General features: G+C 45.0%; 14 protein-coding genes and 1 pseudogene. All 15 read right to left on the reverse strand.

Annotated features, from left to right (window positions below; all coding sequences use genetic code 11):
• Nucleotides 1-835: 835 nt before the first annotated feature.
• A complete protein-coding gene (locus ED312_RS20285; protein WP_123217852.1) occupies nucleotides 836-1,033 on the reverse strand; it encodes a hypothetical protein in 198 nt (65 codons plus the stop codon).
• A 420-nt stretch (nucleotides 1,034-1,453) separates the two neighbouring features.
• The gene (locus ED312_RS20290; RefSeq protein WP_123217853.1) at nucleotides 1,454-3,157 is read right to left on the reverse strand and encodes a S41 family peptidase; all 1,704 of its coding nucleotides are present in this window, start codon (nucleotides 3,155-3,157) and stop codon (nucleotides 1,454-1,456) included.
• 12 nt (nucleotides 3,158-3,169) lie between these two features.
• A complete protein-coding gene (locus tag ED312_RS20295; RefSeq protein WP_123217854.1) occupies nucleotides 3,170-3,889 on the reverse strand; it encodes an outer membrane beta-barrel protein in 720 nt (239 codons plus the stop codon).
• Nucleotides 3,890-3,998: 109 nt separating this feature from the next.
• Complete coding sequence (locus tag ED312_RS20300; protein WP_123217855.1) at nucleotides 3,999-4,805, reverse strand: M12 family metallopeptidase; 807 nt, start codon at nucleotides 4,803-4,805, stop codon at nucleotides 3,999-4,001.
• A gap of 324 nt (nucleotides 4,806-5,129) precedes the next feature.
• Nucleotides 5,130-5,771 carry a helix-turn-helix domain-containing protein gene (locus ED312_RS20305; protein WP_170164577.1) on the reverse strand — a complete coding sequence of 214 codons (642 nt, stop codon included), beginning with the start codon at nucleotides 5,769-5,771 and terminating at the stop codon, nucleotides 5,130-5,132.
• A gap of 156 nt (nucleotides 5,772-5,927) precedes the next feature.
• A complete protein-coding gene (locus tag ED312_RS20310) occupies nucleotides 5,928-6,605 on the reverse strand; it encodes a helix-turn-helix domain-containing protein (RefSeq protein WP_123217857.1) in 678 nt (225 codons plus the stop codon).
• Nucleotides 6,606-6,753: 148 nt separating this feature from the next.
• Nucleotides 6,754-7,266, reverse strand: a complete 513-nt coding sequence (locus ED312_RS20315) for an RNA polymerase sigma factor (RefSeq protein WP_170164578.1) — start codon at nucleotides 7,264-7,266, stop codon at nucleotides 6,754-6,756.
• A gap of 778 nt (nucleotides 7,267-8,044) precedes the next feature.
• The gene (locus ED312_RS20320; protein WP_123217859.1) at nucleotides 8,045-9,973 is read right to left on the reverse strand and encodes an OmpA family protein; all 1,929 of its coding nucleotides are present in this window, start codon (nucleotides 9,971-9,973) and stop codon (nucleotides 8,045-8,047) included.
• 23 nt (nucleotides 9,974-9,996) lie between these two features.
• Nucleotides 9,997-10,905 (reverse strand): PorP/SprF family type IX secretion system membrane protein, encoded by a 909-nt coding sequence (locus ED312_RS20325; protein WP_123217860.1) that lies wholly within the window; start codon nucleotides 10,903-10,905, stop codon nucleotides 9,997-9,999.
• A 49-nt stretch (nucleotides 10,906-10,954) separates the two neighbouring features.
• Nucleotides 10,955-12,184: a gliding motility-associated C-terminal domain-containing protein gene (locus ED312_RS20330; protein ID WP_170164579.1), complete on the reverse strand. Its 1,230-nt coding sequence runs from the start codon at nucleotides 12,182-12,184 to the stop codon at nucleotides 10,955-10,957.
• 40 nt (nucleotides 12,185-12,224) lie between these two features.
• A complete protein-coding gene (locus ED312_RS20335; protein WP_123217862.1) occupies nucleotides 12,225-12,407 on the reverse strand; it encodes a hypothetical protein in 183 nt (60 codons plus the stop codon).
• A 16-nt stretch (nucleotides 12,408-12,423) separates the two neighbouring features.
• On the reverse strand, nucleotides 12,424-12,888 hold the full coding sequence (locus tag ED312_RS20340; protein ID WP_123217863.1) for a hypothetical protein: 465 nt from the start codon (nucleotides 12,886-12,888) through the stop codon (nucleotides 12,424-12,426).
• A 52-nt stretch (nucleotides 12,889-12,940) separates the two neighbouring features.
• Entirely contained in the window at nucleotides 12,941-14,872 is a 1,932-nt protein-coding gene (locus ED312_RS20345; RefSeq protein ID WP_123217864.1) for a hypothetical protein, read from the reverse strand.
• Nucleotides 14,873-14,923: 51 nt separating this feature from the next.
• Entirely contained in the window at nucleotides 14,924-15,520 is a 597-nt protein-coding gene (locus ED312_RS20350) for a hypothetical protein (protein WP_123217865.1), read from the reverse strand.
• Between the two features lie 96 nt (nucleotides 15,521-15,616).
• A pseudogene (locus ED312_RS23935) lies at nucleotides 15,617-16,578 on the reverse strand (hypothetical protein); the annotation flags it as partial.

The following is a 16,578-nucleotide window of genomic DNA, read 5'->3' on the forward strand; positions in this document are numbered from 1 at the left end:
TCTCCTCCTTCTTCTATAAAAGAGGCTGTTTCTTCACTTCCCGCCCCCTGCCATATTTGATCCAGGCTGCAGGAAGCGGTAAACAAAAGCAACAATAACAATGCGTAAAATTCGTAATTTAATTTCCTCATTTGCCTTATTTTTAGTGATGAAAAATTTTTCGGAAAAGTAATCTTTTACAGACATCGTTATGTTAAGGGGTGGTTATTATTCTAACCTGTAAACATATGTAAATAAGACATTTAAAACCCTTTATATCATCAGGATCAAAGACTGTCTTTTTGTTTTTACTAAAAATCAGTTAGTTATATTTTCTTTCAGAGATAAAACAGGAATAACTACCATTAATTTCTACAATTTAACCCGTATACAGAGACAAATTGCAGCTTAAGGCATATGCTGAAAATAACAGAAGCATAAACATTTATTATCCTTGCGATAATACCCCTGTGCCAGATTTTGAAATGAACCCGTTCGCTGGGGAGACGCCCGGGAAGTGTACAGTCAACCGCTATACGACAGGATCCACACCGACTGCTCCGACCCTTTTTCCGGTTATACCTTAGAAGAAATATGGCCCGCAAGAAATTTTGACCCTTCTTATATGAATGTATGGGCCATCCCCAATACCGTCATCCGGTCATCAGGAATTGCCCCAAATACAGGCTGGTAATAACATCCAGGAAAACGGCCCCTGTAAACAGCCGGGCACCCGGCAGAAGATAACCCCGATAGTCCCGAAACTATCGGGGGCGAAAAATTTGCCTTAATCGGGAAATACAGACATTTACTCCTTCATAAGAAACCTGTACTATACAAGTCTTTAGGAGCAAGTTCAATCGGAACAGAGATCTACGCCAAGATTTACCTCAATAACATAGTCCGCGGGCACAAGTCCAAACATGGTTCCCAGGTTGATATCGGCTCCCAGGTTGAGAGGGGGTATCAGGGAGCATGGGATCAACCCTCCATGAGTACCTTTTAATTCCGAAATGTTCATTTCTCGAACATCAAATACTTCCGGTGTTTTCATGATCAAAAGTTTAAGTTAATAAATAAAGTATAATCCTAAACGGTAAATACTATTGCTAAACCTATACTACATTCCAAACAGCATCATGGGGTAACTGTTGCTTTAAATACAACCCGATACGATTTTGAACAAGTGAAAAAACAGTATACCACAAACAAATTTAGGATTATTCCCTGCATAAACCTTGCAGTTTAATGTTTTCCATGTACCTATCGTTAAACTTTTCGGGGTATATTTTAATTTCTGAACTCGTCTTTTGCCCGGGTAGGCCCTAAGAGCATGTTTAAATAGGCTCTAAACGAGGTGCTCACGTCACTTTAACAAAACAAAACCACCCTGGACTTCAAGTCTGGAGTGGTTTTGTTTTCTGCCCGGCCAGCCGGGCAGCCAGTTTAAAATTCAGAAACTATTTGTGATGCTTTACATTCCGGAGATCACTTCAATGGCTTTTTCCAAAGTCCTGTCCCTGTGCTCCGGGTTATGCTCCATATCTTTTATTTCCTCTTCCGTAGGCGGGGCTACATAGACATCGGGCTCTATCCCTATGCCTTCGATCACTTTCCCGGAAGCGTCTTTGAAAGCCATTAAAGGCATATAAAATGACATAACTCCTCCTACCTCTTCCGCTTGCGTACCTCCATTATATTCATCTTCGTCCGAACTTAATCCGGCAGTTGCTCCAGCGGTGTAATCCCCGATAGATTTAACATGATCTCCCTGGGATTTCAGTCCCAAGGTCGATATTTCAGCCATACTTGCGCTTCCTTTGTCTGTAAGTATGACTATGGGAATATCCTTTGGGATCCCAAAGGGATGAGGCTTGGTGTGCACGGGTACCCAGGGCGTATAATTGAACCGGCCATTCCCTTCCTTCGTCCTTTGATAACCAACCAGGGCTTCTTTGGTAACCAGCCGCTCAGTAAAACTCCTGAAATCGATAACAGCTCCTCCGCCATTCCCCCGGAGATCCAAAATGAGTTTTTTAATATCGCCACGAGTCAGCGGATTATAAAAGTTGCTGTAAAGTAGTTGTGCATCTTTATCCCTAATTTGATTGAGAAGTCTATCAAAACTCGGAAAATTGTATGCAAATTCCAGATTCCTCATCTTTTCTCCAAAATTGGAAACATAGCTTTTTGCATTTTCATCATCACCCACATCAGGGGCGTTATATTTAGAACTACTCGGTAATCCTTCTATTATTTCATCCAATTTGCCCGCTTCTTCAATGAGGGCATCAGTCAATTCTTCCGTTTGGTTAAACTGATCTATTTCACGGGCCAGAATTTCGGATTGAAGCATTTCGGTCAACGCCTCGTACCACGCATCATAAACCTCTAAGGTCCAGTCTCGAATATTTCTTCTTAATTCTTCATTTTCAATGGCGTCCAGGGATTCGTTTTCCTCCAGTTCGGAGCGGTCAATGAAGAGTTTACTCACCGGGGTATCAAGCAGCAGATCATCCTTATTTAAATCTAAAGGGAATGAAGAAGTCAAACGAAACTTGTTAAAGGTGAAATAGTAAATATCCGGATTGGATTTTAAGTTCCCTCCGTAAGCAAAAACGTTACTAATGCCGGTATATGAAAGAGAACCATTCTCCACTTTATCGGTCATATAACTCTGGGTTTCCATTTTATCATAATATAAAGGAGAGCTTTTCTTCATCCCACTATAGTAACTTTTAGTATAATTTACATTTGATGATATGGGTAAAGTAATGTCTACATAAAAGTGCTGATCGGTAATCCCATTGATGATCTCTTCAAAATAGGATTCAGCTATATCGGATTCTTCCCCGATCTCGTCATTGCTATACCCTTCCTGCTCCCAGGTTTTCAGCGCCTTAAACTTGGGAAAGTATTCTGCATAAACTTTGTCCCAGTCCAGGTTGTTACGTTCCTTCTCCTCGTAAAAATAATTATAGTTCTCATCCATAACGGTCCAGAAGACCCTAAAAAGGTCCTCATAAGATGTTATATCCTCTGATGAGTAACGCCCAGGTTCCGTGAGCGACTCATCATCCCTGCTACACGAGGAAAAGGCTGCAACCATGCACATGGCTGCACATAATCCAAAAATCCTGAAGTTAACAAAAACGGCTTTATATATCTTTTTTATCATCTTATTCTGTTTTTAAAAATTACGGGATATCCCTATATTAATCATGGAGGTTTTATGGAACATATCCCTGTCGTTTACATTATTCTTTTGCAGCCCGGACAAACCGTACAGGTACGAATAAGACGCATAGATACCGTACTTGCCGAAGGAATAACCCGCCTGGAGCTGCCCCTGAAGCCCGTAATGGATGCGGTTGAGCTGGTTTTCGTTCCGTTTAAAATCATACCTTTCCCTGACTTTTTCACTCAGCGGAAAACTTCCGTCCCATTGGAGTTCGCTAAATACTGGGTATTGCCCTTTCCGGTTCATGCTGAGCCAATAGCCCGTGTATGCCCCCCCGGCAACCCTGAGCCAAAGGCCTTCTTCCTTAAAAGGATTGTTTATAAGATAGGCCCCTACCAGGACGGGGATACTCAGATAGTTGTTCCTGGATTTGGTATACCAGCCTTCCCGGCTGCCGGTGCGCTCAAACTCAAAGTTGTGCTGCATAAAGGAAACGCCCCCCGAAACAAAAAAGGAATCGTAAAACCGGTATTCCAGCGACAGGTTGGCGGCAAGCCCCCAACGGCCGTTGTACCTGGAATCCACACGGTTCGACAAATTGTAGTCCAGGCTGTTGTACGTGACCCCGGCATCGAGGTTGAGCTTCAGGTTGCCCTGGGCAACCGCTTCCTGGAGAAAAACAGCCGCTAAAAATAAAAAACAACAAAGTTGTAGATTTGGTTTGTTCATAAGTGTTACATTTAATGTTAATGAAATGATTTAAATCGAAGCACAATGTGCCCGGATATCCTTTTTATCAAATTATCCGGACACGGAATATTATCGTTATACTATTTGTTTACCATTCCCACTCTCCGAAAGGGTACAATTCGCCAATAAAGGTTTTATCGGTATCGGATAATTCGGTATTCCAGCCTATTTCAAAATCGCCTGTGGTCAATGCGTTATCTACGGAATAATGCATAATGGACAGGGGATCATATTCGCTGAATTGTGACTCCGATTTCGATATGGGCGAGAAAAGGTTAAGATCTACCTTTTCACGGGACCAGTAGTTAGGGGCCCCACTGTAATATTCATATACCTTGGGCTTATCCCAGGGAATATCCACTTCGGGATGTTGGTGTTCATGATTCAATCCTAGTGCATGCCCGAATTCGTGAATGGTTGTACGACTGAACTCCTTATCACTTGTCTTATCATCAAACCATCCGAGGTTCATGGTTTCCTGGTTTTTGAAAAACTTAGCATCGGTCCCTATATAGGAGTAGGACCCTTTTCCTGCTTTAAAGGTTACCCTGATATCTGCCTCCCCCTCGGTAACAAATTTAAACCCGATATTGGCATACTTCGTCCATTCCCTGGCGTATTGTTCTACCTTTTCCCTTACATACCGGGAAGCAGCCGTATCTAATTTCACCGTAATTGTACTACCTATGGGCCAGACCTTTTCGGTCATCGCTACCGCTCTCGGGGTTACGCCCTCCGGGTAGACTTCATGACACATCCTTATCCCGGCCCGTTCTTCGGCACTGAGCACAGGAGTCCCTTCTCTGTTGTTTACGCCTTCACCTATCTCATCCTCTGTACTACAGGATATAAAAACCAGGGATAAAATCAGCGCTAATAAAAATGGCCTTTTCATAAAAATAAAGTTCAGATTAATAAAAAATTGAATATGCTCATGTGAAGAGGAGGATTTTACCAGCTCAGAAAAGCGGGGTTCCTCTTCTTCTATTCTATATATTCCAAAAGACCGGAAACGGGTGACAATTAATTAACATTTTCTTAATGATAAATTAACACGATAGATGATTAATTACTTGAAATCATAAAAGTTTTCCACGGTGAGGTCATAACTCTCCGTTCTATTACGGTGCAGAACAGCAACAGGAAGAAAGGTGTTCTTATTTTTTCTGTTAATAATGTTAGGCTAAGGTAATTATAACAGGAATGAAAATGAGTTGGTCTAATGCTCCAGAGTAATGGAAACAAACCTGGTTATTTTCCACAATTCAATAATTTCATTGATACCTATACGCACATTGTTTTTCAAAAAAGAATTGGTCCCGACATGAACAAGAATGTTTTCAGGCTCTTTTGCAATGATCTCTCCGGCTAAAACACCTTGATTTCGACTTACAACGACATAACTTTTTCCTGTACCCAAATTAGCTTCAACTTTGATCTGCTCACCTATGGCCAATTCAATATTCCCCAATGGAGAAACGATTTCAAAAGCCCTGAGATTCTTGTTAAAAACAAAAGGGAAGCTATATGAAGGCAAATTTTCGATAAAACTGTTATCTCCAACCATTAAAACATATTGATACTGGAGTTCTCTCGGAACTACAAGAATCTTATTAAGTTCATCTCCCCGGCCGACCTCTTTATTATCAAATATTACATTAAGATCAATATTGAGAGATATACATTTAATGATCAATGAATTATAATCCAAACTCCCTCTCATTTTCCATGTTGATACGGTGTTAGGACGAACACATAAAACTTCCGCAAGTTCTTTATCGGATTTTAATTGAAGCATATGCTTAAATCTTTTGATAATGGCCTTTACATCGAGTCTTTTATCATTACAATGATTATCCATACAAATTGTTTTTTTAATGGTATTCCAACATCCAAACGACAAGGACATCGTACACAAAACAGGAATATCATTTCAGCTTGATAAACCTGTTACAAAGAGCTGACAAGTAACGGGATGTCAGCCTTATAAATACCATAAATAATCCACATTATCTTTTTAATAATCTGACTTCTTCCCGAATAAATTCCGGGTTGCCCTGAAAGTACTCCCTAAAACAATACGGTCAACTTTCCAGATCTCAACGATCTCTTTGGTAAACATGACAATTTCCACCTGTCCGTCAATCGACCCGCCATCATTCATAAGGTATATAACCTTCGGGTGGGTACTCAATTTTACTCTTCCTATATATATACCGTGTATTTTATTAACAAACACATAAACATCCCCCTCTATCAAATGCCTGATATGCCCAACAAATTCCCCGATAACATAAGAATCCTCCTTACAGAGAGAGAACAACGAAAAACCAGTAGTTTCAAAGGCCCTTATACTTCCTTTTGCAGAAGAAGAAAAGTTATGCCTGGGCATCTGATTGATAAGGTCTTTCTTATACTGGCCGGATGCATACTCAAACTGATACTTCCGGGGAATAAGGACGACATCGGTATCGATTCCCGATGCCGATGTATGTGAAAACAGAAAATTCAAGTCCAGCCCGTATTTCCTGCCTGTAACTACTAACAATTCATAATCCAGTATATTATACTTTCTCCAGAACAATATCCTTTCGGAATAAATCCCCAGAATATCCGCAAGTTCTTCATCCGAATCCACTCCCAAACCACTTTTAAGCCGTCTGATAATTTCTCCTGAATCCTGTTTAATCTTCATCGTATTTCACCAATTTAGTCCGACCGGATCGCCCTCTGCAAAGTCAACAACTTTGAGATAAACACACGAAGCATGAGACGGAAAAACTAAAAAACCAGACACTTCCCGTTGTTATCGGGATGGAGCATCCTAAATCTCCTTTAGCGAGTCAATCGAACCACTCTTTTTTCTTAGCCAGTTTCCTGAGATTGGAAATGGCATAATGCATCCTCCCCAAGGCTGTATTAATGCTCACTCCGGATTTTACAGATATTTCCTTAAAGGTCATATCCTGATACAACCGCATAGCAAGAACATCCTGCTGGGCACGTGGAAGTTCCCCGATCATTTCGTGTATATCTTCGTTGATCTGGTCCCGGATCAGGCATCCTTCTGCATTCATTGTATTATCTCCGAGAGTGTGAAATGTATTGGCATCGCCCTGCGCGTAAAGACTGTACATACGTTTATTTCTCCTGAAATTATCCATAACCAGGTTATGGGCTATTTTCAGCACCCAGGACATCAGCTTTCCGTCTTCCCTGTACTGTCCCCCGTTAAATGCCCTGACGACCTTAACAAAGGTCTCCTGAAAAATATCCTCGGTAAGGTCCTTGTCATTAACTTTGTGATAAATAAAACCATAGATAGTATCTGAATGGCTTTTAATAAACTTTTCCAATCTTTTCCGGTCATCCAAACAAGCTTGTGACCCCCCGTTCCGAGTTCTCTCCTCGTTCATCTTCAATCCTTTATTTTTCGTTCTTTCTCCTCCCGGGACCACCTCAAGAGGAACATCCCGAATCTCAATACAATCATTTCTGTAAAATCAATTCAGAGGGCAGCATTTTTGCTTGCTATCAATTAACCACCCTCCGAACCAGAAAACTAACTCAAACTAAATCAAACAATAAACACATTTATACTTTTTTATCCAAGCGTACCTGCGGGAACAACCTGCTTCAAAATCATTACGACAAAATCAATCCGGAAAGCGGCCATTTTAAACCGTATTCATTTTTAAAATCTTACCACCTCCCGGATCAAAACCTAAACACCTACTAAATCAGATAATGAACTCGTCTTAAGTTATTATAATTTGCTGCAAAACCCTCTTTTGCACCCATATTTCGTCTTTTTCTCACCCCATAGCTTTTTGGCTATGTGGTTCCAAAAAGTCTTCATCTGGGCATAAAATAATGGTTTTTCGCCTAAATGAAACAACTCAAGACGAGTTCAATGAAAAACTATATATTGTGTTCCGAAAACTGTTTAAATCATTCCTGCGAAATCAATCCGGGAGGCCGTATTTTTAATACCAAAACAACCGTAACCGCCCCCCAAACTGACTTCCAAACTAAACTAACTCAATAATGAAAAAACAGCTAAATCGTTTAAACCTTCCAATTAACATAAATCATGTTTCAGCACGCCGGCTTGTTTTCTTAGCGCCCGTTGTATTACATTTTAACGATCATAAATTCACTTCTCCGGTTCAGCCCGTGCTGTTCTGCCGTACAACCTGTGCCGTCAGCGCATTCGTTGACCGGTTCGGTTTCTCCATAACCCTTTCCACTGATCCTGTTCCTGGAGATCCCTCCCTTGTTGACTATGTAATCCACGGTAGCCACAGCCCGGCGTTCGGATAGTTCCATGTTATACTGGTCATTGCCCCGGCTGTCGGTATGCGACCGTACCTCGATCACCATACCCGAATGCTGTTGCATCGCAGCAATCACTTTCCCCAGTTCTATTTCCGAATCCTTCCGGATGCTGTACCTGTCAAAATCAAAGTAAATGGGCTTTAACCCCAGTTTTTTCGTCAGGTCATCCCCGTCAGTTACCGGAATGTCCTCTTTATTAAGTTCTGCCAGCAATTCTTTTTTATCACCAATCTCCAACTTTGCGACAAATTCTTCATAGGATTGATATTTATCCTTTTCAAAACGGAGGTTATAGTTTTGCCCGGCCAGCACCTCCACGCAGAAATCACCTGCGTCATCGGCCCGCAGGTCCTTTAGCTTCCTGTTGTTTTCGTCATAAATGGTAATACCGGTCCCGGCCAGTGCTTCTTTGGTCAGGCTGTCCCGCACATGTCCGCAAAGTTCCGCAGTGATGGTTATCGGGTCGTTTTCTACAAGGGTGTATATATCATCGCCACCTGATTCCCCGTTCCTGCCGGAAGAAAAATAGCCTCTCTTTGTACTGTCATTGATAATATATGCAAAATCGTCTGCCGGGGAGTTTACCGGTTCCCCTACGTTGACCACCTGGTAATTTCCGAAAGGGTCCCTGACCGCTGCAAAAATATCGAGTCCTCCAAAACCGGGATGGCCGTCGGAAGCAAAGTACAGCACCCCGGAATCGCTCATAAAAGGAAAAGTCTCCCTGCCTCGGGTATTTATAGCGTCCCCGAGGTTCTGAACAGGCCCGAAACTCCCGTTATCACGGATTTCCACTACAAACAGATCAGACAGCCCCCTGGTCCCCGGACGGTCGGACACAAAATACAAATGCCTGCCGTCCGGGCTCAGGGCCGGGTGAGCGGATGAGTAATCGTCACTGTTGATACTCAGTTCCTCTATGGCCTTCCATTTGCCATCTATAAAAGAAGCCCGGTAAATCTTCAGGTTATTGGTACCGTCTTCTCCCTTTTTATACTTGCCGGGGGTAAAATTATTCCGGGTAAAGTACATGGTCTCCCCGTCTTTGCTGACGGCGGGAGTGGATTGGTGATATTTGGTGTTGACATCTCCACTGAGCTGTTCCGGGGATTGCAGGGTACCATCTTCACCGGGTGTGGCCTTATACAGTTTTAAAAACGGCTTCCCGTTCCACTCATGGGTACGCTTTATAAAAATTCCTTCATCCCGGGCCGAGGCAAAAAGGATTTCCCCTTCCGTGCCGAAAGCGGTCCCAAAATCGGCTTCATCACTGTTCACCCCAGCATCGGTAATATCGTAGCGGCCCGAAAACTTCCGGATACCGGCCAGTTCTTCCCGTAAGGACTGCCTTTGCCCTTCAGGCTGGCCAACCAGTTCGTAGAACCGGGCCAGTGCTTTTTCCGCTTCCTCATATTTTCCGGCAGCCTTTAAACATTGGGCATACCTGAAGTAATATTCCGGGCGGGCCTCCTTCTCCAGCGCAAGCATCTTCCTGTAATACGCTTCTGCTTTGCCGTATACGGCATTGAAATAATAGGTATCCCCCAGCTTACCGTAAATATCCGCCGATTCATACCCCTGGTTGATGAGCTGCTCATAGAGCTCACCGGCTTTGATATAGGCAAATTTGTCGTAATCCGCATCCGCCCTTTTTTTCCTGGCTTCCTGGGCATGCAATACCCCGCCGGTAACGAGTAATACAAGTATGAGTAAATTTTTATACATATGCTGCAATTTGTCGTATTAGACTAAAAAAACCTGGGGGAACGCATCCTGTTCCGTCCCGAGGAGATAAACTCAAACCGGAGAAATATCTCATGGGTCCCCGAATTGTAATTGCCCAGCCGGGAAGTATCGAAATCATAGGCATAACCCACCATAAGGTTATTACTGACCTGGAACCCTGCCAATGCGCTTACTCCCGCATCCCAGCGATAGCCCGCACCCAGGGTAAGGATTTCGTTATAGAGAAAATTGGCAGAAAGGTCCACAGCCAAAGGCGCCCCGGATACTGCCTTGACCAAAGCGGCTGGTTTAAACTTCCATTGATAATCCAGGTCAAAAACATAGCCCCCCATCAGGTAGAAGTGCATTTTTTCCCTGGCTACCGATTGCTGGATATCGTCATAAAAACGGGTTTCCAGCAGGGCCGGTACTGACAGCCCTACATACCAGCGATCGGAATGCAGGTAGGCCCCCGCCCCTATATTGGGTGAAAACCGGCTCAACCTCCCGCTGAGTTCCGGGTCCGGGTCGTGAACATTCAGTTTATCATAGTTGACTTCAAGAAAACTCCCCCCGGCCATGATACCCAGGTTCAACCAGGTCCAATGGTCCAGTTGCAGCTTATAGGAAAAGCTGGCATTGACATAGGTGTCCCGGGACGGGCCGATCTCGTCATTGATAACCGACAGGCCCAAACCGTGCCCCTGGGGACTAATGGGAGAATGAACGGACAACTGGGCTGTTTTGGGCGCCCCCTCGAGCCCTACCCATTGCGAACGGTACAGTCCAAAAATATTCAGCGCTCCCCGGGTCCCGGCATAGGCCGGGTTTACGGTCATGGTGTTATACATATACTGGGTGTATTGCGATTCCTGTTGCCCGTAGGTAAGAAACGACCCCAACAACCCCAACACGATTATGATTCTCTTCATCTCTCTTGTTTTTTTATCTGTTCCACGGTTTATTATAGTCCTTCACATATTAATTGATATACAGGTAACCCGACCGGTCTTTGGCCCGACCGTCTTCTGCCTTGTATTTCAGGATATAGAAATAAGTTCCCGTAGGCAATAACTTTCCCTTGTTTATCGTGGCACGTCCCCGGGAATACCCATTGAAACGCACATCGGTATTGTTATATCCTTTAGCCTCGTAAACCAGTACCCCCCAGCGGTTATATACCTCCACGGTATTGTCCGGGTAGTGCTCTATGCCTTTGAGGTAAAAGAAATCGTTCTTACCGTCACCGTTGGGCGAGATGCCGTTGTAGACTTCCAGGCTGTTGTCGGGTTTTTCTTCGTCCAGCACTTTGGCCAGGGTGAAAATACCGTAACCCGATACGGCCGTGGTGACCATTTGTTCTTCGTGGTTTTCCACGCCGCCTTCATCGACCCACAGCCCTTTGGCGCCATCCCAGCGCACAATGTGTATGGCCTTACCGTCTTCTTCGCTTAAGAGCTCCGCCGGGGTGGTCTCTTCATGCCAGGTGAGGCTGAGTACCATATCGGACGTTCCGCCGGTTCGGTTGATCTCCCAGTATTCTTCGTTATCTATAAATACGATCCGCTCTTCTTTATTGAAATGCGAATGGCGTGCATCGGAATTTTCCAGGGTATAGTTCGAGGTAAAATACCCTTCGATATCTGAAAGGCCCGAGGCGGAGGCTCCGCGGTAATACCCCCCGTTCCCTACGGGATAATCAAAAGGGGCATCGCCGGTTTTGCGGACCTGCCCATCCACAAAACTGCGGTCCGAAACCTGTTCGTGCGAGGCTTCCGGGCCGAAGTCCACCAGGCCGCCGCCGGAGCGGTTATACACTATACCGTCGACAAACTGTGCATTGCCGTTTACGGTGATGTCGCCGGAAAGTCGGAAAGCCGGTTGTGTGGCGGGGTTGTCGAAACGTACGCCAAAAAACTCCGAAAGGCCTTCCCCGGAGATATCCTGCGCCCCGTACATGCCTTCGAAACGGACCAGGCCGGTAGCCTGGCCGGGGCTGAAACTCAGCAGGCCGTCATTTTTGAAATGGCCGTAGACGAAGAACTCCCCGTCGTTGATCATATCGCCACCGGCCCTGTTGTCAAAATCCCCGAGCGTGGAGACCTGCGTGTCCGGGGCGATGGTAAGCGCTCCCGTATTGACGGTCTGCCCGCATACATAGGAAGCCACGTGCAACACCGTAAGGACACTTATTATTTTTATCGTAGTCATTTTTTCCATAGGAAACAGCTATCGCGTTATCATTATATTTTTAAATCTTATTGACCGTTACGTTGGTTACATGTCCCGTACCCGTGCCTCCCGTTTCATCTTTCATTACTGTTGCCGGGTCACCAGATGAAGCAGTAAAACGAATCTGATACCCTGCCGAAGGGACTACAACCAACGTTGTGTTCAGCACATCGCCTATATGTTTAAAGATTATTTTAAACATGTCGGTTTCATTTTTTCTACTGATTTGTGGCAGCCTGCACCTTTATGATGCTTAACAGTCTTTCCCTGTATTTTTCATTGCTCTGCACCTGCTCTGCGATCTCTGCATAACGCTCCGAAGTAAGGCCGTTCTCTTTTAAATAACCCTGCAACATGTCCTGTTGCTCTGCCTTTAAACGGTCTACCTCTGCCGCTATCTTTTTGTATGCGGCCAGCTCTTTGCCGGTAGCGTCAACTTCATTTATGGGGCTATCCATGTTGTATTGGATTTCGTTGAACCTTTCCGGGGTTAAACCTTCTGCGCGTATGACCTGTACCAGCTCGTCCCGCATTTTGGAACCCGACCGCTGCAATTCCCCGATCACGGCAACAAAACTGTTAAACTCCGCTTCGCTTATCTTTGCGGCCTTTTCCTGTGCGAAAAGGCTGCTGCTTATAAAGCATACAATCAAAAACAGATTTCTTTTAAGTATTCTTTTCATGTTATATATTTTTAAAAAACCCAACTCAATTTATACAAGGCCTTCCCGGGCTTTAATCCAGTTCAGGCCTGATCATCGCATTTGATATAATACAATTCCTGATTCCGGCACCAATGCGTAAAACCGCCGGGTCTGACGCTATATCCAGACATTCCCCTCCTTTAGACCGGGCAATAAGCCGGTACCGGTAACCATTTAGTTCCGATGAAATTCCGGACAACTCCAAAGAAGTTGTTTTTACCCCGCTGTAATAGCTGCCATTTTCCAGGTCTGTCCATTCATCGCCCGTATTGACCTGCCACCGATACCGAAGGTCCGACATCACTCCCGCGGGAAAAATCAGTTCTGCCGAAAAATTTCCGGAATCCCCTTCTGTTACTTCAAGGTCCTGGGGCTGTGGATCAAATGCTACATTTTCTACGGCTGGATAATAATCAGAAAGAATATTGTATATTTTAATTTCATTGGCCAGCGTAAACCCGAGCCCGATAGTTTCATAATAGCCTATTTCAATCCTGTTCCACTCTGCAGCAGGGGTTACGGCCATGATACGCCGGTCGCCATAAAACCCCAGGTCCAGTAAAAGAGCCCTGGTAATGGGCTGGTCTAATACCACGCGGTCACCGTCGAACAATTGTATATAAAACCCGGAAAAAGACACATTGACATTGGCCCATTGAGACCCTACATCCAGATAGACGGTTTTTCCGGCAGGAAATTTTTGTTCCCCGCGCCTGAAAGCTTTCAGGTCCATTTTACATCCACCACCGCTAAGACCTACGGACGCTCCCAAAAGCCCCGGGTTTATATAGCCGTACGTATCGCTTTCGCAATCTGCCATATGGCTGGGGTTACCTACTTTCGAACCCAGGCGGGTGGTACATCCCGTTGAAGCTTCCCAAGGTGGCCAAAGTACAATCCCCTTATAATAGTCATCAAACCCGTCGAAATCCATTATGGTACCACATCCGAGGTCCCCGGGCAATACGACATCGCATTTCCCCGGAATAACAGCTATTTCATTTACCTTTAAGCCTGCCGCATCCGATTCTTTGTAAAAGCACCCGGCTTTATTACCGGATTCGGCAATAAGCCGGTACCGGTAACCGTTTAATTCCGGGGAAACACCGGACAGCTCCAGAGAAGTTGTTTTTGTACCGCTGTAATAGCCGCCGTCTTCCAGGTCTGTCCACTGGTCGCCCGTATTGACCTGCCACCGGTACTGAAGGTCATCCGGCGCCTCACCGGGAAAATCCAGTGCTGCCGAAAAATTTCCGGACTCCCCTTCTGTGACCTCCAGGTTCCGGGGCTGGGAGGTAAACGTCGCATCCATATACCCTGCAGCAGGATAATATTCGGAAAGGATATTGTATATTTTAAGTTCATTGGCCAGCGTAAACCCGATCCCGATAGTTTCATAATATCCTATTTCAATCCTGTCCCACTCCGCAGTGGGGAGTACGGCCATAATACGCCGGTCGCCAAAAAGCCCCAGGTCCAGTAAAAGGGCCCTGGTAATGGGCTGGTCCAATACCAGGCGGTCACCGTCGAACAATTGTATATAAAACCCGGAAAAAGACGCATTGACATTGGCCCACTCGGACCCCACATCCAAATGGACGGTCTTCCCGGCGGGAAATTTTTGCCCGTCATTCCTGAAGGCTTTTAAATTCATATTACATCCGCCGTCGAAACCTACTGACGCCCCTAAAAGCCCCGGATTTATATAACCGTAGGTATTACTTTCGCAATCTGCCATATGACTGGGGTTGCCTACTTTCGCCCCTATTCGGGTTGTACATCCCGATGAGGGTGGCCATAATTGAAGTCCTTTATAATATTCATCAAATCCGTCGAAATCCATTATCGTACCACATCCCAGGTCCCCCGGCAAAACCTGCCTGCATTGCCCCCGGGCTATGTTTGCCGAAACCGTCAACCCTAAAAGCAATAGCACAATATGTTTAATCAGATGATCTCTCATTTTTTTTGTTTAAAGTCCGTTTTATCCACAAATCCGTTCATATACCGCTGCCTATTTAATGGCAAAAACAATATTTATAAATGAACAGTCCGTCGCCGCAGCAGTAACATCATAGGTCATTACTCCATTGGCATCGATAGAAATGTTGCTAAACACATCCGGATCGTAATAGGTAATATAATAGTACAGGTCCGTGGCTTCCGGAAAAGAAGGGATGGTTGCCGGGGCACCCGTACTGCTTGCCGTAGTATTGGGGTCTGACATGGAGAACTGGTCTTTATATAACTGGTAGAGGTTTTTCGTTTGACCGGCAGCATCTTTCGAGGTATCAAAATTAATGGCAGGCATATAGAAAAAACGAACTACGTTTCCGCTTATACAAACCCAGTCCGGCGCAGCGGATGTTCCCACGTTCTGACTGATACACTGACGATCGGTATCAAACACGAGCAAACCATTTGCCGGGCTTTCAATAGCATTCCGCTGTGCTGATGTCATCCTGGGGATTAACACACCCTTATCAGCACTCGTGACATCCAATTGTGAACTTGCGTCCGGTGTAGTTGTGCCGATGCCAATCCCCGGTTGCTGGGCATATCCGGTTGTAAAAACAACCCCAAACAATATGATTAGTGCAATTCTTTTCATGTATATATGTATTTTTTCTTTTAGACTTTTTTATAATAAGCCTGCCGGCATTGGTGTTTTAATGCCTGCCGACAGGCTCGTACACGGGCAACTGTTTTACTGTTTAAAAAGTTTTTCCAAACGCTCCAGGCGTTCATTCATTTCCAAGGTCGCTTTTTTCAATTCCTGTATTTCCCGGTCTTTTTGATCCAATACTTTTTGCTGCTCAATGGTATGCAGGTACAACTCTTCTACCTTTTCCAGCAACTGCACGGAAAGTTCCGTAGGGTTGATTACATACTCCCCTTCCCGGTTCTTCATCAGGGCATCGATCTTCGCAATGCCCGGAAGGTGACGGTTGGTATTGATATAATCTTCAACTTCTTTCAGCGATTTGAAGGCATAGTTACTGTTCAGGACAGACTCCCCTTCAAAATAATCTTCAAACACATAATCGGCATAGATGGAAGACGTGGTGAGTATGGACCCGTTAACCGCCAGGACTACGTTCGCGTTCTCCGTGCCCAGCATGTTGTCCGTACCGATACCCACTTTACCCATCTGGTAAATGTCCTGATCGTTATCGGTGGCTTTGTCAGCAGAGCCCTGTACTTGCCAGGGTTCCGTGGCACCTATATCAATAACAGCATCTTCGCCTTCTTCATTGGTATAGGTATACGTGCCGTCATTGTTGTTGACCAAAGTGGTGATCGTTTCGTTGGCACGGACCAGTTCTTCCAGGTTGATGCTCTGGCTTTCCCCGTTCTCATCCACATAGGTGAACTCCTGTGTCGTACCGTCATAGCTGACATTACCGGCGGACTGGTCGATCAGGTTCGTGATGCTTTCATACACATCCCCCGACCGGTTCGTGATCTGCTCGATGATATCCGAAGGTACATCCACCAAGGTCGCTTCGCCTTCTTCATTGGTATAGGTGTACGTGCCGTCATTGTTGTTCACCAGGGTCGTCACAGACTCGTTCAGGCGGATCAGTTCTTCTATATTTAAGGTCTGGACCTCCCCGTTCTCATCCACATAGGTAAACTCCTGCGTCGTGCCGTTGTAGCTGACATTAC

This window comes from Sinomicrobium pectinilyticum (genome assembly GCF_003725735.1).
In the GTDB taxonomy this organism is placed as follows: Bacteria; Bacteroidota; Bacteroidia; order Flavobacteriales; family Flavobacteriaceae; genus Sinomicrobium; species Sinomicrobium pectinilyticum.